This window comes from Variovorax sp. CCNWLW186, assembly GCF_037203865.1.
Classification (GTDB): domain Bacteria; phylum Pseudomonadota; class Gammaproteobacteria; order Burkholderiales; family Burkholderiaceae_C; genus Variovorax.
Genome location: NZ_JBBCBO010000021.1, coordinates 23,332 through 44,119 on the forward strand (window position 1 = coordinate 23,332; position 20,788 = coordinate 44,119).

The 20,788-nt window shown below is 66.9% G+C and carries 16 protein-coding genes; 15 read left to right on the top strand and 1 reads right to left on the bottom strand.

Going from position 1 to position 20,788, the window contains the following annotated elements:
- Window positions 1–214: 214 nt before the first annotated feature.
- From V9K97_RS21405 to V9K97_RS21460, 12 genes are all read left to right on the top strand, one after another.
- Window positions 215–1,849, top strand: a complete 1,635-nt coding sequence (locus tag V9K97_RS21405) for a 6-hydroxynicotinate reductase (RefSeq protein WP_337320505.1) — start codon at window positions 215–217, stop codon at window positions 1,847–1,849.
- Between the two features lie 167 nt (window positions 1,850–2,016).
- Window positions 2,017–2,934, top strand: a complete 918-nt coding sequence (locus V9K97_RS21410) for a UPF0280 family protein (protein ID WP_337320507.1) — start codon at window positions 2,017–2,019, stop codon at window positions 2,932–2,934.
- 20 nt (window positions 2,935–2,954) lie between these two features.
- Window positions 2,955–3,596 carry an amino acid synthesis family protein gene (locus V9K97_RS21415; protein WP_126746691.1) on the top strand — a complete coding sequence of 214 codons (642 nt, stop codon included), beginning with the start codon at window positions 2,955–2,957 and terminating at the stop codon, window positions 3,594–3,596.
- A gap of 34 nt (window positions 3,597–3,630) precedes the next feature.
- Window positions 3,631–4,215 (top strand): amino acid synthesis family protein, encoded by a 585-nt coding sequence (locus tag V9K97_RS21420; RefSeq protein WP_337320509.1) that lies wholly within the window; start codon window positions 3,631–3,633, stop codon window positions 4,213–4,215.
- Window positions 4,216–4,297: 82 nt separating this feature from the next.
- Window positions 4,298–5,503 (top strand): ABC transporter substrate-binding protein, encoded by a 1,206-nt coding sequence (locus V9K97_RS21425; protein WP_443303919.1) that lies wholly within the window; start codon window positions 4,298–4,300, stop codon window positions 5,501–5,503.
- Window positions 5,504–5,526: 23 nt separating this feature from the next.
- A complete protein-coding gene (locus V9K97_RS21430) occupies window positions 5,527–7,449 on the top strand; it encodes an ABC transporter permease (protein WP_337320514.1) in 1,923 nt (640 codons plus the stop codon).
- Window positions 7,446–8,261 carry an ABC transporter ATP-binding protein gene (locus tag V9K97_RS21435; protein ID WP_337320516.1) on the top strand — a complete coding sequence of 272 codons (816 nt, stop codon included), beginning with the start codon at window positions 7,446–7,448 and terminating at the stop codon, window positions 8,259–8,261. The genes V9K97_RS21430 and V9K97_RS21435 overlap by 4 nt, the downstream gene beginning before the upstream one ends.
- A 58-nt stretch (window positions 8,262–8,319) precedes the next feature.
- Window positions 8,320–9,054, top strand: coding sequence for an ABC transporter ATP-binding protein (locus V9K97_RS21440; RefSeq protein ID WP_337320518.1), 735 nt, complete (start codon window positions 8,320–8,322; stop codon window positions 9,052–9,054).
- A gap of 48 nt (window positions 9,055–9,102) precedes the next feature.
- The gene (gene pncA / locus V9K97_RS21445) at window positions 9,103–9,825 is read left to right on the top strand and encodes a bifunctional nicotinamidase/pyrazinamidase (RefSeq protein WP_258503351.1); all 723 of its coding nucleotides are present in this window, start codon (window positions 9,103–9,105) and stop codon (window positions 9,823–9,825) included.
- A 65-nt stretch (window positions 9,826–9,890) separates the two neighbouring features.
- Window positions 9,891–11,051: an ABC transporter substrate-binding protein gene (locus V9K97_RS21450; protein WP_258503352.1), complete on the top strand. Its 1,161-nt coding sequence runs from the start codon at window positions 9,891–9,893 to the stop codon at window positions 11,049–11,051.
- Entirely contained in the window at window positions 11,029–11,529 is a 501-nt protein-coding gene (locus V9K97_RS21455) for a (2Fe-2S)-binding protein (protein WP_337298688.1), read from the top strand. Before V9K97_RS21450 ends, V9K97_RS21455 begins: the two co-directional genes overlap by 23 nt.
- A 145-nt stretch (window positions 11,530–11,674) precedes the next feature.
- Complete coding sequence (locus tag V9K97_RS21460; RefSeq protein WP_337320521.1) at window positions 11,675–15,424, top strand: molybdopterin cofactor-binding domain-containing protein; 3,750 nt, start codon at window positions 11,675–11,677, stop codon at window positions 15,422–15,424.
- Window positions 15,425–15,453: 29 nt separating this feature from the next.
- Here V9K97_RS21460 and V9K97_RS21465 read toward each other — a convergent pair whose 3' ends face one another.
- Complete coding sequence (locus V9K97_RS21465) at window positions 15,454–16,275, bottom strand: alpha/beta fold hydrolase (protein WP_337320523.1); 822 nt, start codon at window positions 16,273–16,275, stop codon at window positions 15,454–15,456.
- A gap of 346 nt (window positions 16,276–16,621) precedes the next feature.
- Here V9K97_RS21465 and V9K97_RS21470 point away from each other — a divergent pair, with 346 nt between their 5' ends.
- The 3 genes from V9K97_RS21470 (at window position 16,622) to V9K97_RS21480 (ending at window position 20,718) form a co-directional block, all read left to right on the top strand.
- A complete protein-coding gene (locus tag V9K97_RS21470; RefSeq protein ID WP_337320525.1) occupies window positions 16,622–17,644 on the top strand; it encodes an alpha/beta fold hydrolase in 1,023 nt (340 codons plus the stop codon).
- 13 nt (window positions 17,645–17,657) lie between these two features.
- The gene (locus V9K97_RS21475; protein ID WP_337320527.1) at window positions 17,658–19,088 is read left to right on the top strand and encodes an aldehyde dehydrogenase family protein; all 1,431 of its coding nucleotides are present in this window, start codon (window positions 17,658–17,660) and stop codon (window positions 19,086–19,088) included.
- Window positions 19,089–19,185: 97 nt separating this feature from the next.
- A complete protein-coding gene (locus tag V9K97_RS21480; RefSeq protein ID WP_337320529.1) occupies window positions 19,186–20,718 on the top strand; it encodes a sensor domain-containing diguanylate cyclase in 1,533 nt (510 codons plus the stop codon).
- Window positions 20,719–20,788 lie beyond the last annotated feature (70 nt).

The following is a 20,788-nucleotide window of genomic DNA, read 5'->3' on the forward strand; positions in this document are numbered from 1 at the left end:
TTGGTCGGAAAAACCCCGATGAACACCGCGAGAAAACACCATTGCAAGCATCGGGCCTGTTTGCTACATTGACCGCGAATGTAGTGAACGCAACATGAAAGTGTAGGGAATGCTACACAAACGGCAGACGGGGCACAAGCGGGCAGACGGCACGTTTGTTGCAAACCCCGCCACACCGGATTGCCCCACACACACTGCCCACGAGATCGCCCCGATGACCGAACACACCAAGACAGACGGAATGCCCGGCATGGACATGCCGGTGGTCGCAGAAGCCGGCAGCAGCGCCTTCGGCAAGGCGCCGCCGCGCAACGAGCGCATGAGCACCGCCAAGGTCGAGTGCAATGCCTGCCCCGTGCTGTGCCAGATTTCCGACGGCCGCACGGGCGCCTGCGACCGCTATGCCAACCGCGAAGGTGTGCTGGTGCGCGTCGACCCCGTGGTGCTGCTGCGCCGCGAGATCGCCGGCGAGGCGCCCAAGCTGGTGCCCTTCGACCGGCCGGCCGCCGACAAACCGGAAACAGCGGAAGTGGCCGAATCAAACGCCCCCGACTGGAACGGCAACCTGCTGCACGCCGACGAGGTCTTCGTCACCGGCGTGGGCTCGTCCACCACCTACCCCGACTACAAGCCGGCCCCCTTCATCGTGGCCTCGAAAGCCCAGGGCGTCGACATGGTCACGGTCGTTACCGAAGGCATCTTCAGCTACTGCAGCTTCAAGGTGAAGATCGACACCGACCGTTTCCTGGGCTCCGAACAGGCCAACGTGCGCTACCGCGGCGAGGTGGTCGGCCACGTCACCACGGCCGAATACGGCTCGCAGATGCTCTCGCTAGGCGGCGTGCACCACCTCACCGGCGGCAGCAAGAAGGAAGGCCGCATGACGGCCGAGCTGATGCAGCTGCTGGGCAACAAGAAGGCGGTGGAGTGCACCATCGACGGCGGCTCCACGCTCGTCATCCAGGCCGGCAAGGCGCCCATCGTCAACGGGGTCGAAGAGCAACGCATGCGCGTGGGCTGCGGCTCGGCAGCGGTCGGTATCTTCGCGCGCCAGTTCGCGGGCGTGGCCGACGAGGTGGTGGTGGTCGACGACCACATCACCGGCGTGCTGACCGAGCATCAGGCCGGGCGCTGCCTCGACATGGCGCCTTCGGGCATCCAGATGCTGGGGCGCAAGTCCACGCCGGGGCGCTACTTCCAGGTGGCGAACCCAGGCAACGGCTGGGGCGGCACCGACATTGCCGATCCGCTCTCGATCATCGAAGGATGGGAAGAGGGCGTGGCGCGCCCGGGCCTGCGCCTTCTGATGACATCGACCACCGGCGAGCACGCGCAGTGGTATGTGCTCGACGAGGCACTGAAGCCCGTCGAACAGGAAATGCCCGCCGAAGTGAAGCGCATCGTCGAGCGCATCGGAGAGAACTGCGAACCCTCACTGTGCACGGTGCTGTTCCTCGGCGGTGCGGGCGGTAGCCTGCGTGCGGGCGTCACCGAAAACCCGGTGCTGCTCACGCGCGCCATCAAGCGCGCGCTTGTCAACGTGACCTGCGGCGGCGCGCCGGCCTATGTGTGGCCCGGTGGCGGCATCACCGTGATGGCGGACGTCATGCGCATGCCCGACAACAGCTTTGGCACCGTGCCCACGCCGGCCATCGTGGCGCCCATCGAGTTCAGCATGCGGCAGGACGACTACGCAGCGCTCGGCGGCCACATGGAGCACATCTTCTCGCTCGAGCAGGCGCTCGCCCGCGGTGCGTGGCAAGAAGACGGCGCACCGCTGGCGCGGCAGTGGCTCGTGATGGACGACGCCAACCCGTGGCCGCTGGGGCATGCCCCGATGCTGGGCTGAGCGATGCCCATGTCGATGTGCGCCGTGACCGTTGCTCCTTCCCCCCCTGGGGGAAGGCTGGGATGGGGGCGGGCAGAGCGCCCGATGGATGCGCCGCGTGCCCCCACCCCGACCCTCCCCCGGAAGGGGAGGGAGAAACACCGCGCCGTCCCAGCGCGCTTGCTGCCATGACCGCCCAACGCAGCGCGCTCGACGCGAACCGCTGGCATTTCAACCATGGCCCGATCGACATCGTGGCCGAGGCGCATGGCGACCCGTACGCCGTCGCGGCCGCGCACGACGCGGCCTGGGCGCGCTTCGTCCACGTGCTCGACGAATTGGTGCGCGAGCTGCCGCTCTTGCGCCTGCCCGCAAGCGACAACATGCGCCCGCGCGGCGTGATTGCCAAGCGCATGTGGAATGCGTGCGCCGCGTTCTCGCCGATGTTCGTCACGCCCATGGCGGCGGTGGCCGGCTCCGTGGCGCAGGAACTCATCGTGTTCTACGACCGGCCAGGCATCGAGCGCGCGTGGATCAACAACGGCGGCGACATCGCGCTGCACCTCGCGCCCGGCCAGTCGGCGCGCGTGGGCGTCTACTCCGACCTGGCGCGCTTCGATTGGCGCAAGCATGTCGATGGTGAAAGCAGCATCCTCACCACCGACGGCCAGTTCGAGATCAAGGCCGATCAGCCGGTGCGCGGCGTGGCCACCAGCGGCTGGCGCGGCCGCAGTTTTTCGCTGGGCATTGCCGACAGCGTGACGGTGCTTGCCGCCACGGCGGCGCAAGCCGACGCGGCCGCCACTGTGATTGCCAATGCCGTCGACGTGGACGATGCAGCCATCCAACGGCGCCCGGCGAACGAATGCAAGGACGATAGCGACCTGGGCGACATCCTGGTCACGGTCGATGTGCCGCCGCTGGCGCCTTCGCAGGTACAAAGCGCGCTCGATACGGGGGCGGTCTGCGCCAAGGTGCTGCAAAAAGGCGGGCTCGTCTGGGCCGTTCTGCTCGTTTGCCAGGGGCAGTGGCGACTTGTCGAACCCTTATGCTCGAAGGCGCTGCCGGCGGCGGCCTCCGTGGCAGTTGGTTCAGTATTTGCTTAACGAAAAGCAAGGTTCCTTTCATGATCGATATACGCCGCGTCTTCACCCATGTCGAGCACATCCACCACGAGTTCGGCCCGCGCGCCGACACCCCGTTGGTGCGCGGTGCCATCGGCGCGGTGCTGACCAATCCTTTTGCGGGCCGCTACGAGCCCGACATCCTGCCGATGATGGCGCTGCTCGACCCCGTGGGCGTCGACATGGCGCACCGGCTGCATGCCGCCATGGACGTGCCCCTGGAGCAGATTGCCACCTACGGAAAGGGCGCCATCGTCGGTGCCGCGGGCGAGCTTGAGCACGGCGCGCTCTGGCATGTGCCCGGCGGCTACGCGATGCGCGAGCTGCTCGGCTGGAAGGGCAGCCGCGCCGCCTACACCGCGGGCAAGGCCGAAGAAAAAACCGGCCAGCCCGGCAACGCGCTTTCCATCGTGCCCTCGACCAAGAAGGTCGGCCCGCCCGGTGCGGCGCTCGACGTGCCGCTCACCAACATCAACGCCAGCTATGTGCGCGGCCAGTTCGACGCCATTGAAGTGCGCGTGCCCGGCGCGCCCGCGGCCGACGAGATCGTCTTCATCCTGGCCATGAGCACGGGCTACCGCGTGCATGCGCGCGTGGGCGGCCTGCTCGCCAAGGACATCAGCAAGTGGGACGGCCTGCGCTGAGCCGCCCCAGAAGAGACAAGAAGGAACACAAGACATGACCGCCAACATCCGCAAGCTCGTCGTCCAGGTCGACGAAACCCGCAAGGAAATGGGCCGCGACATCACGCCGCCCACGCGCCGCGCGGTGGCCATTGCCGTGATCGAGAACCCCTATGCGGGCCGCTTCAGCGAGAACCTCGACGAGCTGATCGCCATCGGCGAAGAGCTGGGCGCGCTGCTCGGCCAGAAGGCCGTGAAGGCACTCGGCATCGAGCCCGGCCAGGCGCAGAGCTACGGCAAGGCCGCCATCGTGGGCGAGAACGGCGAGCTCGAGCATGCGGCCGCCATCCTGCATCCCAAGCTGGGCGCGCCGCTGCGCGTGGCCGTTGAAAAGGGCGCGGCGCTGGTGCCTTCTGCCAAGAAGCGCGGCACGCTGGGCACCGCCATCGACGTGCCGCTCGGCCACAAGGACGCCGCCTTCGTGCGCAGCCATTTCGACGCCGTCGAGGCCCGCGTGTCCGATGCACCGCGCGCCAACGAGATCGTGGTGGCGGTGGCCGTCACCGACAGCGGCCGTCCGCTGCCTCGCATCGGAGGCCTGCAGGTCGCCGACATCAAGGGCGAAGACGGCCTCAAATGACGCTCATCCCAGGGCTTGCAGCTTGCGCCCATTGCATTTATTCGGTTCCATTGACCATTTCAACGAGGAGTTCCCCATGACCATGCGTTTTGCCTTCAACGTGGTGTCGCTCGCTGCGCTCACCGTCGCACTGATTCCGGTCGCGCAGGCGCAAGGCGTCATCAAGATCGGTGAGATCAACAGCTACAAGGCGCAGCCTGCCTTCCTCGAGCCCTACAAGAAGGGGATGGAACTCGCCGTCGATGAAATCAATGCCGCGGGCGGCGTCAACGGCAAGAAGATCGAACTGATCACGCGCGACGACAACGCCAACCCCGGCGACGCCGTGCGCGTGGCCGAAGAACTCGTCTCGCGCGAAAAGGTCGACATGCTCGCCGGCACCTTCCTGTCGAACACCGGCCTGGCCGTGACCGACTTTGCCAAGCAGAAGAAGTTCTTCTTCCTTGCCGGCGAACCGCTGACCGACAAGATCACCTGGCAGGGCGGCAACCAGTACACCTTCCGCCTGCGCCCCGGCACCTACATGCAGGCCGCCATGCTGGTGCCCGAGGCCGCCAAGCTCAAGAAGAAGCGCTGGGCCATCGTGTACCCCAACTACGAATACGGCCAGTCGGCCGTGGCAGCCTTCAAGCAGTTGCTCAAGGCCGCGCAGCCCGACGTGGAGTTCGTGGCCGAGCAGGCCACGCCCCTGGGCAAGGTCGACGCGGGCAGCGTGGCGCAGGCGCTGGCCGATGCCAAGCCCGACGCGATCTTCAACGTGCTGTTCGGCGCCGACCTTTCCAAGTTCGTGCGCGAAGGCAACACGCGCGGCCTGTTCAAGGACCGCGAGGTGGTGAGCGTGCTGACGGGCGAGCCCGAGTACCTCGATCCGCTGAAGGACGAAGCGCCCAACGGCTGGATCGTGACCGGCTATCCCTGGTACGGCATCACCACGCCGGAGCACAAGAAGTTCGAGCAGGCCTACCAGGCCAAGTTCAAGGACTATCCGCGCCTGGGCTCGGTGGTGGGCTACAGCATGATCAAGTCGGCCGCGGCGGGCATTGCGAAGGCCAAGAGCACCGACACCGAGAAGCTGGTGGCCGCCTTCAAGGGCCTGCAGGTCGATTCGCCGTTCGGCAAGATCACCTTCCGTCCCGAAGACCACCAGTCGACCATGGGCGCCTTCGTGGGCCGCACCAAGAACGAGGGCGGCAAGGGTGTGATGGTGAACTACACCTACCTCGACGGCGCCGATGCCAAGTACCAGCCGTCGCCGGCTGAAATCAAGAAAACCCGCGCAGCGGACTGAACGGGCAGCAAGGTGAACGGGTCATGAGTTTTTCAGGTTTCATCGTCCAGCTGCTCAACGGGCTTGCGAGCGCGTCGTCGCTCTTTCTCGTGGCAGCCGGCCTGTCGCTGATCTTCGGCGTCACGCGGATCGTGAATTTCGCGCATGGCTCGTTCTTCATGGTGGGCATCTACATCGCCTACACGCTGGTCGAGAAGCTCGGCGGCAGCCTGGGCTTCTGGCCCGCGCTGCTGCTGGCGGCGCTGGCTGTCGGCATTCTGGGCGCCGTGATTGAGGTGGTGCTGCTGCGCCGCATCTACAAGGCGCCCGAGCTGTTCCAGCTGCTCGCCACTTTTGCGCTCGTCCTCGTCATCAAGGATGCGGTGCTCTGGCTCTGGGGCCCGGACGAACTGCTCGGGCCGCGCGCGCCGGGCCTCTCGGGCTCCGTCATGATCCTGGGGCGGCAGTTCCCGTCCTATGACCTGTTCCTTATCGTCGTCGGGCCGCTGGTGCTCGGCCTGGTGTGGATGCTGCTTACGCGCACCCGCTTCGGCACGCTGGTGCGTGCCGCCACGCAAGACCGCGAGATGGTCAGCGCGCTCGGCGTCAACCAGGCGTGGCTGTTCACGGCGGTGTTCGCTCTCGGCGCATTGCTTGCGGGCCTTGGCGGTGCGCTGCAGCTGCCGCGCGAGCCCGCCACGCTCGAGATGGACCTCAACACCATCGGTGCGGCCTTCGTGGTCGTGGTGGTCGGCGGCATGGGATCGATTCCGGGCGCCTATGCGGCAGCGCTCTTGATTGCCGAGATCAAGGCCATCTGCATCTGGCTGGGCGTGGTCGATGTGTTCGGTATCAGCGTTTCGTTTTCCAAGCTCACGCTGGTGGTGGACTTTTTGGTGATGGCGGTGGTGCTGGTGTGGCGGCCGTGGGGCCTCTTCGGCCGGCCGCAGGCGCCCAGCCGGTACGTCGGCATGCAGGAAGAACCGCTGCGCCGCGCCAGCAAGACCTACGTGGTGGCCGCGGCGGTGTTCGGCCTGGTGCTGGCGGCGGCACCGTTGCTCACCGCGGACTCGCCCTACACCACGGTGCTGATGATCGACCTGCTCATCGCCGCGCTGTTCGCGGCCAGCCTGCACTTCATCATGGGGCCGGCCGGCATGCATTCGTTCGGGCATGCGGCGTACTTCGGCCTGGGGGCGTACGGCGCGGCGCTGCTGGTGCGCGCAAGTGGCATGCCGATGGAGCTGGCGCTCGTGGTCGCGCCGCTGGTCGCAGCCATCGGCGCCTTCGTCTACGGCTGGTTCGCCGTGCGGCTGTCGGGCGTGTACCTTGCCATGCTCACGCTGGCCTTTGCGCAGATCACCTGGGCCATCACCTACCAGTGGGACACGTTCACCGGCGGCAGCAACGGGCTCACCGGCGTCTGGCCGGCCGAGTGGCTGTCGGACAAGCGCGTGTACTACTGGCTCACGCTTGCACTGGTAGCGCTGGGCGTGCTGGGGCTGCGCCGCGTGCTGTTTTCACCGTTCGGCTATGCGCTGCGGGCGGGGCGCGATTCGGTGCTGCGCGCCGACGCAATCGGCATCGACGTCAAGCGCATGCAGTGGGTCGCCTTCGTGATCGCAGGCACCGCCGCGGGCCTGGCCGGCGCGCTCTACGCTTTCTCCAAGGGAAGCATCTCGCCGGAATCCCTGAGCGTCGGCAAGTCGGTCGACGGCCTGGTGATGGTGCTGCTCGGCGGCATCCAGACGCTGGCGGGGCCGGTGGTCGGTGCCGTCACCTTCACGTGGCTGCACGACACGGTCGCGCGCAACACCGACTATTGGCGCGCCATGCTCGGCGCCATCATCCTGCTGCTGGTGCTGCTGTTCCCGCAAGGCATTGCGGGCTTCGCCAAGCAGCTGTCCGAGCGCATCCGCACCCGCGGCGCGCGCGAAACAGCCAAACTCGAGGAAGTGAAAGCATGAGCGCGCACGCTCCCCTGCTCAAGGTCGAGAACCTGGGCAAGTCCTTCGGCGGCGTCAAGGCTGTAGACGGCATCAGCTTCGATCTCGCGCCCGGCGAGCTGCTGGCGTTGATCGGCCCCAACGGCGCCGGCAAGTCGACCACCTTCAACATGGTGAACGGCCAACTCAAGGCCGACCAGGGCTCGATACGCTTCGGCGGCGAGGAACTGATAGGCCGCAAGCCGCGCGCCATCTGGCGCATGGGCGTGGGCCGCACCTTCCAGATTGCCGAAACCTTCGCATCGCTCACCGTGGTCGAGAACGTGCAGATGGCGCTGCTCTCGCACGACGGCAAGCTGTTCTCGATGTGGCGCCGCGCCGCCGACCACCGGCGCGACGAGGCCCTGGCGCTGCTCGAGCAAGTCGGCATGAAGGCGCAGGCCGATCGCCCCTGTAGCGAGCTCGCCTACGGCGACGTCAAGCGCGTCGAGCTCGCAATCGCCATGGCCAATGCGCCCAAGCTGCTGCTGATGGACGAACCCACGGCCGGCATGGCGCCCAAGGAGCGCAATTCGCTGATGGCGCTGACCAAGCAGCTGGTCATCGACCGCGGCATGGCCGTGCTCTTTACCGAGCACAGCATGGACGTGGTCTTTGCGTACGCCGACCGCATGATCGTGCTGGCGCGCGGCCGCCTCATCGCGCAAGGCAAGCCGCTCGAGATCCGCGACCATCCGAAAGTGCAGGAGGTGTACTTCGGCAGCGGCAAGACCTTCGAGAAGATTGCAGAAAAAGCCGCCGAGGTGAACGCGGCGGTGGGAGCCGCGGCATGAGCGCCGCACGGCCGCCCGAAGGCGCTCGGCACCGCAGCCTGCTGGGCGGAGGTATTCAATGAGCACGCATGAAACACTGTTGAAGGCCAGCGCGCTGTGCGCCTGGTACGGCGCCGCGCAGATCCTGTACGACGTCGATCTCGAAGTGCGCCGGGGCGAGGTCGTCGCGCTCATGGGGCGCAACGGCGCGGGCAAGTCGACCACGCTGAAGACGCTGATCGGCATGCTCCCCAAGCGCAAGGGGCAGGTGAGCTTTCTGGGGAACGACATCTCGAAGAGCGAACCCCATCACGCGGCAAAGCTTGGCCTCGGCTTTGTGCCCGAAGACCGCCGCGTGTTCACCGACCTCACGGTGATGGAAAACCTCGAGGTCGGCAAGCAGGCGCCGCGCCGCTGGGCCGACGGCAGCGAGGCGCCGCTGTGGACCCCAGAGCGGCTGTTCAAGCTCTTTCCGAACCTGGGCGAAATGCCCAACCGCCCCGGCGGCCGCATGAGCGGCGGCGAGCAGCAGATGCTGACCGTGGCGCGCACGCTCATGGGCAACCCGTACCTGGTGCTGCTCGACGAGCCTTCGGAAGGCGTGGCACCGGTCATCGTCGAGCAGATGGCCAACATGATCCTGGAGCTCAAGGCGCAGGGCGTGAGCATCCTGCTGTCGGAGCAGAACATGCATTTTGCCGAGCTGGTGTCCGATCGCGCCTATGTGCTCGAGAAGGGCCAGATCCGCTATCACGCCACCATGGCGGAGCTTGCGGCCAACGAGGAAGTGCGCCGCGCCTACCTGAGCGTCTAGCCCGCGGGCTCCTTCGTTTTTTTGTCATCAACCACCGGAGCACACACCATGCACGACACGCAGCGAAGATACCTTCTCAAGTCCACGGCTGCATTGAGCATGCTGGGTGCGGCCGGGGCGCTGTTCGCGGCGCCGAAGATCAAGCCGAACGACAAGTCCGCGCTGATCGTCATCGACGTGCAGAACTGCTTTGTCGACGGCGGCACGCTGCCTGTGAAGGGCGGCGCCGAGGTGGTGCCGGTGATCAACAAGCTGGCCGAGTCGTTCGAGAACATCGTCGTCACGCAAGACTGGCACACGCAGGGCCATGCGTCCTTCGCGAGCGCGCATGCGGGCCAGAAGCCGTTCAGCAGCATCAAGCTTTCTTACGGCACGCAGGTGCTCTGGCCCGACCACTGCGTGCAGGGCACCGACGACGCGGCCCTGCACAAGGACCTGAAGCTGCCGACCGCGCAGGTCATCATCCGCAAGGGCTTCCACAAGGGCGTGGACAGTTATTCGGCCTTCGAGGAGGCCGATCGCAAGACCGCCACGGGCCTGGGCGGCTATCTCAAGCAGCGCGGCATCAAGACGGTGTATGTGGCCGGCCTGGCCACCGACTTCTGCGTGGCCTGGACCGCGCTCGATGCGCGCAAGGCCGGCTTCGAGGTGTATGTGATCGAAGACGCCACGCGCGCCATCGACCTCAACGGCTCGCTCGCCGCGGCATGGAAGCAGATGACCGCCAAGGGCGTCAAGCGCATCCAGTCCGCCGACATCCAGACCGCCTGAACGCACGTGCCGCCATCGCGTTCATTCTTCCAACGGCAACAACAACCACAACAAACCGACGACGCATGAAGACTTCCATTTCGAGGCGCTCCCTCGTGGCGGGCGGCGCAGCCCTGGCAATCGGACCCGGGCTCCTGCGCCCGGCGCGGGCGGAAAACGGCGTCACCGACAGCATCATCCGCATCGGCCAGTCGGCCGTCTTCAGCGGTCCGGCCAAGGACTTCGGCATCGACTACCGCGCGGGCATCAAGCTCTACTTCGACCGTGTCAACAAGTCCGGCGGCATCAACGGACGCAAGCTCGAGCTGGTGACGTACGACGATGCCTATGACCCCGCGAAGACGGCCGTCAACACGGCCAAGCTGATCGACGAGGACAAGGTGTTCGCTCTGGCGGGCTACGTGGCCACCGGCAACCTGGTGGCCGCAATGCCGCTGGCCGAGAAGGCCGGCGTTCCCATGTTTGCGCCGCTGGTGGGCACCAGCTCGTTCCGCGCCAAGGTCAACCGCCTGCTGTTCCACGTGCGCGCGGGCTACGACCTGGAGCTGCGCAAGATCATCAGCCATCTCTCGACCATCAGCCTCTCGTCGATTGCGGTGGTCTACCAGGACAGCGCCTTCGGCAAGTCGAACCTTGCCACCTGCGAGCAGCTTGCGGCCGACTACAAGGTGCAGGTCGTGAAGACGCTGCCGCTTGCCATCACCGCCGAAGACGCCAAGCAGGTGGTCGCCGGCCTGGCCGAGGCCAAGCCCGGCGCGGTGCTGATGATCATGGCGGGGCGCATGGTCGAGGTCTTCATACGCGACTACCGCGCGAGCGGCGGGGCTGCGCCGCTCTACACGCTGTCGGTGGGCATTACCGATGCGGCAGGTTCCGCCAAGCGGCTCGAGGGCAAGCTGGCCGGGCTGGTCACGGCCAGCATCGTGCCGCCGCCGGAAGCCGTTCGCGTGCCCATCGTGGCCGACTACCAGCGCGACCGCGCGGAGTTCGGCGAGAAGATCGACAGCTACACCACGCTCGAGGGCTACATCGCCTCACGCGTGATGGTCGAGGGCCTGCGCCGCGGCGGCAAGACACTCACGCGCGACAGCTTCATCGCGGGGATGGAGAGCATCGGCAGCACGCGCTTCGGCGATTTCCCGGTCGAATACAGCGCGAGGAACCACAACGGCTCGACGTTCGTCGACCTGGAGATGTACACCCGTGACGGCCACTTGCGGCGCTGAGCCGCTGAAGCTGCAGGTCAACGGACAGGCCTGTTCGATTGCGGGCGTGCCGCGCGAGGCCACGCTGCTGCACCTGCTGCGCAACGACCTGGGCCTGAATGGGCCCAAGTACGGCTGCGGCCTGGGCCAGTGCGGCGCCTGCACGGTGCATGTGGACGGTGTGGCCGCACGGGCCTGCGTGATTCCCGCGCATGGCGTGGCGGGCCGTGCTGTCACCACGCTCGAGGGCTTGGGCACGCGCGGCCATTGGCATCCGGTGCAGGCCGCTTTCGAAGATGCGCAGGCTGCGCAGTGCGGCTATTGCCTCAACGGCATGGTGATGCAGGCTGCGGCGCTGCTTGCGCGCGACCCGCATGCGAGCGAGGCGCGCATTCGCAGCGAACTGTCGGGCAACCTGTGCCGCTGCGGAACGCATATTGAAATTCTGGATGCGGTGCAGCGCGCTGCGCTGCGCATGCAAGAGGCGATCCGTCCATGAACGCCTCGTCTTATCCCCTCTCCCTCTGGGAGAGGGCTAGGGTGAGGGCATCGGCCTTCGCACAAGCACAGCCTTCGCCACCGCCGCCGGCCCTCACCCCAACCCTCTCCGGGTGGGAGAGGGGGCAATGCGGGGAGCAAAGACCATGACACGGCGCGCCGACCTGCCCCGGACACGCGCGGAGTTTCTCGCCGCCACCGGCGTGCTGCTGGTAGTGCGCGAAACCCCACCCGCGCCCCCACCCGCCAAGGGCCAGCCCACAGCCGTAGCGGGAAACCCCATCGAAGGCGACGAGATCCTGCTCGCGGTATGGGACGACGGCAGCGCCTCGGCGCTCAACGGCCACGTCGACCTGGGCACCGGCATACAGACCGCGCTCGCGCAGATCGTGGCGGAAGAACTCGACCTGGGCATGCCCTGCGTGCGCATGATGCTCGGCGACACCGCGCGCGCGCCCAACCAGGGCGCGACCATCGCAAGCGCCTCGATCCAGATCCATTCGCAGCCGCTGCGCCTGGCTGCCGCGCAGGCGCGCGCATGGCTGCTGGCGCGCGCCGCCGAGCGCCTTGGCACGGCCGCCGACGCACTGCAGATTCGCAATGGCATGGTGCGCGTGATCGAAGAGACCGACCGCCGGGTGACCTATGCCGACCTGTTGGCAGGGCAGCGTACCGTGCTGCGGCTCGACCCCGGTGCGCAGCCCAAGAACCCGGCCGACTACCGCGTCGTCGGCACGCGCCAGCCGCGCGTGGACATTCCCGCCAAGCTTGCGGGCGAGAGCATCTTCGTGCACGACATGCGCGTGCCGGGCATGCTGCATGGCCGCGTGGTGCGTCCGCCGTACGCCGGCGCGGACCACGGCGACTTCATCGGCAACACGCTCGAGTCGGTCGACGAATCGTCCATTGCGCACATACCGGGCATTCGCGCGGTCGTCGTGATCCGCGATTTCGTCGGCATCGTGGCCGAGCGCGAAGAGCACGCGGAGCAGGCACTGCGCGAACTGCGCGTGGCGTGGAAGCCGTGGCCCGGCATGCCGGACCTCTCCAACCTGGCGCAGGCCTTGCGCGACAACCCGTCGACGCAGCGCCTGCTGGTGGACGAAGGCGACGTCGACGGTGCGCTTGCCGCCGCCGCGCAGCCGATGCACCGCACCTATGTGTGGCCGTACCAGATGCATGCGTCCATCGGCCCTTCGTGCGCGCTGGCCGACTGGCAACCGCGGGATGGCAGCGGCACGCAGCTTCGCGTATGGGCCGGTTCGCAGAACCCGCATGTGCTGCGCGCCGATCTCGCCAGGCTCATGGGCGTCGACGACGTGCAGGTCGACCTGGTTCGCATGGAAGCCGCGGGCTGCTATGGCCGCAACGGTGCCGACGACGTGGCCGCCGATGCGGCGCTGCTCGCGCGTGCAGTGGGCGCCCCCGTGCGCGTGCAGCTCACGCGCGAACAGGAGCATGCCTGGGAGCCCAAGGGCGCCGCGCAGCTCATGGAAGTGGATGGCGGCCTGATGGCCGACGGCCGCATCGCCGCCTACGACTTCGAGACCTCGTATCCATCGAACGGCGCACCCACGCTCGCGCTGCTGCTCACGCGCACCATCGAGCCGGTGGCGCAAGCCTTCGAAATGGGCGACCGAACGGCACGCCCGCCCTACGGCTACGACAACCTGCGCGTGAGGGTCAACGACATGGCACCGATCGTGCGGGCCTCGTGGCTGCGCGGCGTGTCGGCGCTGCCGAGTTCGTTCGCGCACGAGTCGTACATCGACGAGCTTGCCACCGCGGCGGGCGTCGATCCGGTGCAATTTCGCCTGCGCCACCTGAGCGATCCGCGTGCCGTCGAGCTGGTGCAGGCCACCGCGCAGAAGGCCGGCTGGCGCATGCGCACCGGCCCGCAGGAAAACGCCGACGGCGGGCTCGGCGCGGGGGGGGACATTCTCTTTGGTCAGGGCTTTGCCTACGCACGCTACATCCACAGCAAGTGGCCCGGCTTCGGCGCCGCATGGGCTGCATGGGTGGCCGACGTCGAGGTCAATCGCAAGACCGGCGAAGTGCATGTGCGCCGCGTGGTGGTGGGGCACGACGCGGGGCTGATGATCAACCCCGCGGGCGTCGAGCACCAGGTGCATGGCAATGTGATCCAGACCACCAGCCGCGCATTGAAGGAAGAGGTGCAGTTCGCACCGCCGCAGCAAGGCGAAGGCTCTAGCGGTGGCGCGCAGCTGCCGGGCGTGTTGCCCACCGGCGTGGTCGCAAGCCGCGAGTGGGGCAGCTACCCGATCATCAACTTCCGCGAAGTGCCGGTGATCGAGATCATGCACATGCCGCGGCCCGGCGAGCCTTCTCTGGGTGCGGGCGAATCGTCTTCGGTGCCGGGGACTGCGGCCATTGCGAATGCGATTTTCGATGCGACGGGGGTAAGGTTTCGCGAGCCGCCGTTCACGCCGGAGAAAGTGCTGGCCGCGTTGAGCCGGGAGTTTCTCCCTCCCCCTCCGGGGGAGGGCGGGGGTGGGGGCGAGCGGCGTGCAAGTGGTGACGCTGCCGTGCCCCCATCCCAACCTTCCCCCGGAGGGGGAAGGGGCAATGCACCTTGGCCTCGGCGCAAGGGCCTCTTCGCCACCGGCGCCGCCCTCTTCATCGGCGGCATCGGCCTCATCGCCGGCCTGCTCGGCTGGCGCTCCGCCATCGCCCCCGTTTCGCTCAGCGCCCCGGTCTACAGCGAAGCCACCATCGAACGCGGCCGCGTGCTCGCCGCCCTCGGCGATTGCGCCGTGTGCCACACCGCACCGGGCGGCGTGCCCAACGCAGGCGGCCGCGCAATGGAAACGCCGTTCGGCACGCTCTACACCACCAACCTCACGCCCGATGCCGACACCGGCCTGGGCCGCTGGTCGTTCAGCGCTTTTCAGCGTGCGATGCGCGAAGGCGTCTCGCGCGACGGCCACCACCTGTACCCGGCCTTTCCGTACACGGCATTCGCCAAGACGAGCGACGACGACCTGCAGGCGCTCTACGCGTACTTCATGTCCATGCCGGCCGTGCGCGCCGAAACGCCGAAGGCCGAGTTGAAGTTCCCGTTCAGCATGCGGCCGTTGATGGCCGGCTGGAACGCGCTCTTTCATGACCCGGCGCCGCTGCAGCCGGTGGCCACGCAAAGCGCGGAGTGGAACCGCGGCGCCTACCTGGTCAACGGCCTGGGCCACTGCGGCGCCTGCCACACGCCGCGCAACGCACTCGGTGCGGAGCAGGGCGGCAGTGCATTCCTCTCGGGCGCAATGATCGACGGCTGGGAAGCGCCCGCGCTCACCGGCCTTTCAAAATCGGCCGTGCCGTGGGACGCCGACGAGCTCTATCGTTACTTGCGCCAGGGCCACACGCAGCGCCACGGCATCGCGGGCGGACCCATGGCGGAGGTGGTGCGGGAACTGGCGCAGGTGCCCGATGCCGACGTGCGCGCCATGGCCACCTACCTTGCGTCGTTCAACCCGGAGCCCGTGGCGCAACCGCAAGCCGCGGCGCAACGGGTTGTTGACACCGCGGCGCGCGCGCAGGGTCAGTTGCTCGGCCCCGCGCAGCGCATGTTCGACAGCGCCTGCGCGTCGTGCCACCACGATGGCGACGGCCCGACGCTGCTCGGCGTGAACACGCCGCTTGCGCTGAACAGCAACCTCACGAGCACGCGGCCCGACAACCTGCTGCGCACCATTCTCGATGGCGTGCGCGAACCCGCGAGCCGCGACATCGGCTTCATGCCGGCGTTTCGCGACGCGCTCGACGACCGTCAGATTGCCGAACTTGCCGGCTACATGCGCGCACGCTTCGCACCGCAGGAGCCGGCGTGGACCGACCTGCAGGCGCAGGTGGCGCGCGTGCGGGCCGCATCGGGGCGATGACGCCGCCGGACGCGGACCAGGCGCCTTCCTCACCGCGCCGATGCCGCCTCGGCAATCAGCTTTGCCACCGCATCGGGATGCGACGTCATCACGACATGCGACGCACCCTTGACCACGACGGTCTTCACTGACTTCGCGCGCTCGGCCATGAAGGCCAGGGCCGCGGGCGGAATGTTCTTGTCGCCGCTGCCGTAGACAGACCACGAGGGCACCGACTTCCACGCCGGTGCCTCGGAAGAAGGCTCGTTCAGTGCCGCCTCGGCAATGGGGCGTTGCCCCACGGCCATCAGGCGCGCTTTGCCAACGGGCACGTCGGCTGCGAACTGCGCGGGAAACTTGTCCTGCTGGATGTACAGGTCCTTGCCGCCGTCGGGCAGCGGCACCGGCAGTGCGAGCGTCGGGCCGAGCGTGCTGCCCGGAAATTTTCCGGTGAGGCCGAGCGCCGTCTCGCCCGCATCAGGCGCGAACGCCGCGACGAAGACCAGCGCCTTCACATTGGTCTTTCCGCTGGCGGCCGCCGAGATGACCGATCCGCCATACGAATGGCCGACGAGAACGACGGGCCCTTTGATCGAATCGACCACGCTCGCGACGGCCGCTGCATCGAACTTGGGGCCACGCAGCGGGTTCGCAGCGGCAATTACCGGGTAGTGCCGCGCCTGCAGGCCGCGCACTACGCCGTCCCAACTGGACGAATCGGCGAACGCCCCATGCACGAGCACCACCGTGGGCTTTGCCTGCTGCTGCGCGCTCACGGCCGGCTGCGCAAGGGACTGAAGTGGCACGAGTACGGCCAGGCCTGCTGCGCCGGCGATCAGGGCCATGCCGATGCGGCGGGAGAACTTTGTCATGACGATTTTTTCCTTGCTCGACGTTGAATAAAAGGTCGGCTGGATAGCCGGCCGCGTCGAGTCTAGGAGCGCATGCAGCCCGGCAGGCGTTCTCTGTATGCCTGTGTGTCTACGGAGGGATTTGCGACATTACCTTGCGAACGAGTGGCGCATCACTCCTCGCCCGGTTGCGGCGGTTTGAAATTTATTGTTGGCAAAACCGGCGTGGATACAGAGGCATACGAAAGCCACTCGCACCGCGACCTCAGCGCCGAACAATCGCTTTCATCAGTTGGGAGATGCGCATCGATCCGGCTGACAAACCCTCTTCCAGATTGCCATCACCTACCCCTGAAAGGAATTTCAAATGACCGCTTCGCTCCAGCTGCCCCGCCGCTCTTTTCTTGCCAAGGCCGCGTTCGGCATGGCCGCCGTGCAGCTGACTTCGATGGTGCCCGCATTCGCTCAATCGACGGGCGCAGGCAGTGCCAGGCGGCTCGAGCCACTCAAGAGCATCGAAGCCGGCAGCCTCAACATCGGCTACTACGAAGCCGGGCCGGCCAACGGAGCGCCGGTGATCCTGCTGCACGGTTGGCCCTACGACATCCTCATGTTCGTGGACGTTGCACCGCAGCTTGCCGCCGCGGGCTTCCGCGTGATCGTGCCGTATCTGCGCGGCTACGGCACCACGCGCTTTCTCTCGGCGGACACACCGCGCAACGGGCAGCAATCGGTCGTCGCCGTCGACATCATTGCGCTGATGGACGCCCTGAAGATCAAGACCGCCACGGTGGCGGGTTGCGACTGGGGCGCGCGCACGGCGTGCATCATGGCCGCGCTGTGGCCCGAGCGCGTGAAGGCGCTGGTGTCGGTGAGCGGCTATCTCATCGGCAGCCAGGCGGCCGGCAAGAACCCGCTGCCGCCCGAGGCCGAGCTGCAGTGGTGGTACCAGTACTACTTTGCAACCGAGCGCGGCCGCGCGGGCTACGAGAAGAACCGCCACGACTTCGCCAAGCTCATCTGGCAGCTTGCATCGCCCAAGTGGAACTTCGATGCGGCCACGTTCGAGCGCAGCGCCATGGCGTTCGAGAACCCCGACCACGTGGCGATCACCGTCCATAACTACCGCTGGCGCCTTGGCCTGGCCGATGGCGAGGCCAAGTACCAAGCGCTCGAGGACCGGCTGGCCAAGGCACCGGTGATCGGCGTGCCGACGATCACACTCGAAGGCGATGCCAACGGCGCGCCGCATCCGCAGCCGAGCGCCTATGCGAGCAAGTTCTCGGGCCGCTACGAGCATCGGCTGGTCAGCGGCGGCATCGGCCACAACTTGCCGCAGGAAGCGCCCGAAGCCTTTGCCAAGGCCGTGATCGACGTGGCGCGCGGGTGAAGGAGCGGACCCCATGTGGAGCATCGACCGCGCATACATCGACGGCGCCTTCGTGCCCGTGCAGGGCAGCGAGCGGCTGGAGATCGCCAACCCGGCAACCGAGCAAACCATCGGCACCGTGACGCTCGCCAACCGCGAGGATGCGAAGCGCGCGATTGCCGCCGCGAACCGCGCGCAGCCCGTGCTTGCGGCCAGCACCAAGGCGCAGCGCATCGAGATGCTCAGGCAGCTCGAAGCCGCCGTGCTGGCGCGCACGGATCAGATCCGCGATGCCACCATCGAGGAGTACGGCGGCCCGCTCGCCCGTGCGCAGTGGGTGAGCAACTACGCGTCGCAGTGCTTTGCCACCACGGCGCAGGCGCTGCGCGACTACGCCTTCGAGCGCCGCCTGGGCGAGGCCACTGTGGTGATGGAGCCGGTCGGCGTTGCCGGCCTCATCGCACCCTGGAACGCCGCCGCCGGAAGCATCTGCAGCAAGCTGGCATCGGCCGTTGCCGCGGGCTGCGCCTCGGTCATCAAGCCGAGCGAGCTGGGCCCGTTGCAGGCGCAGGTCGTCACCGAGGCGCTGCATGACGCGGGCTTGCCGGCCGGCGTCTTCAACGTGCTGCTCGGGCGCGGCAACGACGTGGGCGACGAGATTTCCACCAGCCCGGACATCGCGAAAATCTCGTTCACCGGGTCCACGCAGACCGGAAAGCTGATTGCGCGCGCGGGGGTAGACACCATGAAGCGCGTGAGCCTCGCGCTTTCGGGCAAGTCGGCCACCGTAGTGCTCGACGACGCCGACCTGGCGGCGGTGCTGCCCATGGCGCTGAATGCCGCTTTCATGAACAACGGACAGGCTTGCGTGGCCGGCACCCGTCTGCTGGTTCCGCACGTGCACATGGCCGAGGCCATCGAACACTTGCAGGCAGCCGTGGCCGCCATGCGCGTGGGCGACCCGCGCGACCCTGCCACGGCCATCGGGCCGCTCGCGAGCAAGGCGCAGTTCGAGCGCGTGCAGCATTTCATTCGCCGCGGGCTCGCGCAGGGCGCAATGCTCGTGGCCGGCGGCGAAGGCCGCCCGAACGGCCTTGGCAGAGGCTGGTTCGTGCAGCCCACCGTGTTTGCCGGTGTGCACAACCACATGGACATCGCGCGCCAGGAGATCTTCGGCCCGGTGCTCTCGGCGATCGGCTACGGCGACGACGACGAAGCCATTGCCATCGCGAATGACTCCGCATACGGCTTGCAGGCGTACGTGTTCTCGTCGCAGCCGGAGCGCGCTCTGCGCGTGGCTTCGCAACTGCGCGCCGGCACCGTGCTGGTCAACCGCATCGTCCCCGAGTTGAGCGCACCGTTCGGCGGCGTCAAGCAGTCGGGCATCGGCAGGGAGTTTGGCGTCTTTGGCATGGAGGCCTTCCTGGAGCCCAAGACCATTGCCGCCGCAAACAACTTTGCTTGAAAAAATGAAAGGACGATGAAAGCAATGGAGCAGTTTCAATTCTGGTGCATATGTGTCAAAGTGCGACCAAGGCTCGGCGGTCGACGCCGCTGCACGAATGCTCCATCCACTTTCAATCGCCTTTCGCACGACCGCCTTCGTGGTCGTCGTCTGCGCCATCCTGCTGGCGATCGACGGCTGGAACAGCTGGCAGTCGCGCTCCGATCAGCTTGAGCAGATGAGGGTGGCCACGTCGAATCTTGCGCGGGCCATGTCGCAGCAGGCAGACGACGCGATCAAGAAGGCCGACACGGTGCTGGTCGGCGTGGTCGAGCGCGTGGAGCACGATGGCACCGATCCAGAAGATGTGGCCCGGTTTCGCAAGGTGCTTGCCATGCGTGTCGCCGAACTTCCGCAGCTCGACGGCGTACACATCTACGACAAGAATGGCGACTGGGTCGCGAACTCGCGTCGCACCGCGCCAGAGAACCTGAACAACGCGGACAGGGAATATTTCGTCTTCCATCGAACGCACGAGTACCGCGGTCCCCACATCGGTATACCGGTAAAGAGCCGAACCACCGGCAGGTTGCTGCTTCCGGTTTCCAGGCGCATCAACCATGCGGACGGCAGTTTTGCCGGCGTGGCGCTCGCGACGATCCACGTGGGCTTTTTTTCGAAGTTCTACGACAGCCTCGACATCGGGAAAGCCGGCGCTGTTGCCCTGGTGCATGAGAACGGAACCATGATGACGCGGCGGCCCTACAGCTCCGACGCCGTGGGCCGAGACATGCGCGAAACCGAACTCTTCCGCACCTACACCACGCAAGGCCCGGTTGGCATCGCCTACATCAAGTCGGTGCAGGATGGGGTCACGCGATTGAACAGCTTCCAGCGCCTGGACAACTATCCGCTCTTCGTCGTCGCAGCGCTGTCCAAGGACGAGATCCTTGCCAACTGGTGGCGCGAGACGCTTTGGCATTCGGGTGGCGTCTTTCTGCTGACCCTGATCATCGGCTTCATCGGCTGGCGGCTTGTGAGGCAGTTCCAGCTCCAGATCCGTACTGAGGCCGAGTTGCGGCAGGCACGCGATGCACTGGAAACCTTGAACAAAACGCTTAACGCCCTTGCCATGGAAGACGGCTTGACGGGGCTCGCGAACCGCAGGCAGTTTGACGTGGCGCTGGACAACGAGTTCAGCCGCGCTGCACGCAATGCGAGCACCCTCGCGTTGATCATGATGGATGTGGATTGCTTCAAGCAGTACAACGACATCTACGGCCACGCGGCAGGCGATGAGTGCCTGCAGACCATCGGCCGCACAGTCGCCAAGATCGCAGGTCACCGTCCGGGTGACCTCGCGGCGCGCTATGGCGGAGAGGAGCTCGCGGTGCTGCTGCCGAACACCGATGTGGCCGGAGCCGCGGTTCTGGCCGAGCGCATCCGCAGCGCCGTGCGAGATCTGAACATCGAACATGCAGGCACCACGGATGGATTCGTGACGTTGAGCGCCGGCGTAGATGCGCTCAGTCCCTCAGCCAAGAAAGAGCAGCCCAAGGAATTGATCCAAGCCGCGGACAAGGCGCTGTACGCGGCCAAGGCGGGTGGCCGTAATCGTGTGTGCTCGGCGATCTCGCCAGCGGCTGCGTGAGGGGATCGCGAACACCATTCCGATCTGATGGCTTTGATTGCGGTGGTTCGCTGAAAGGTCTGGGTCACAG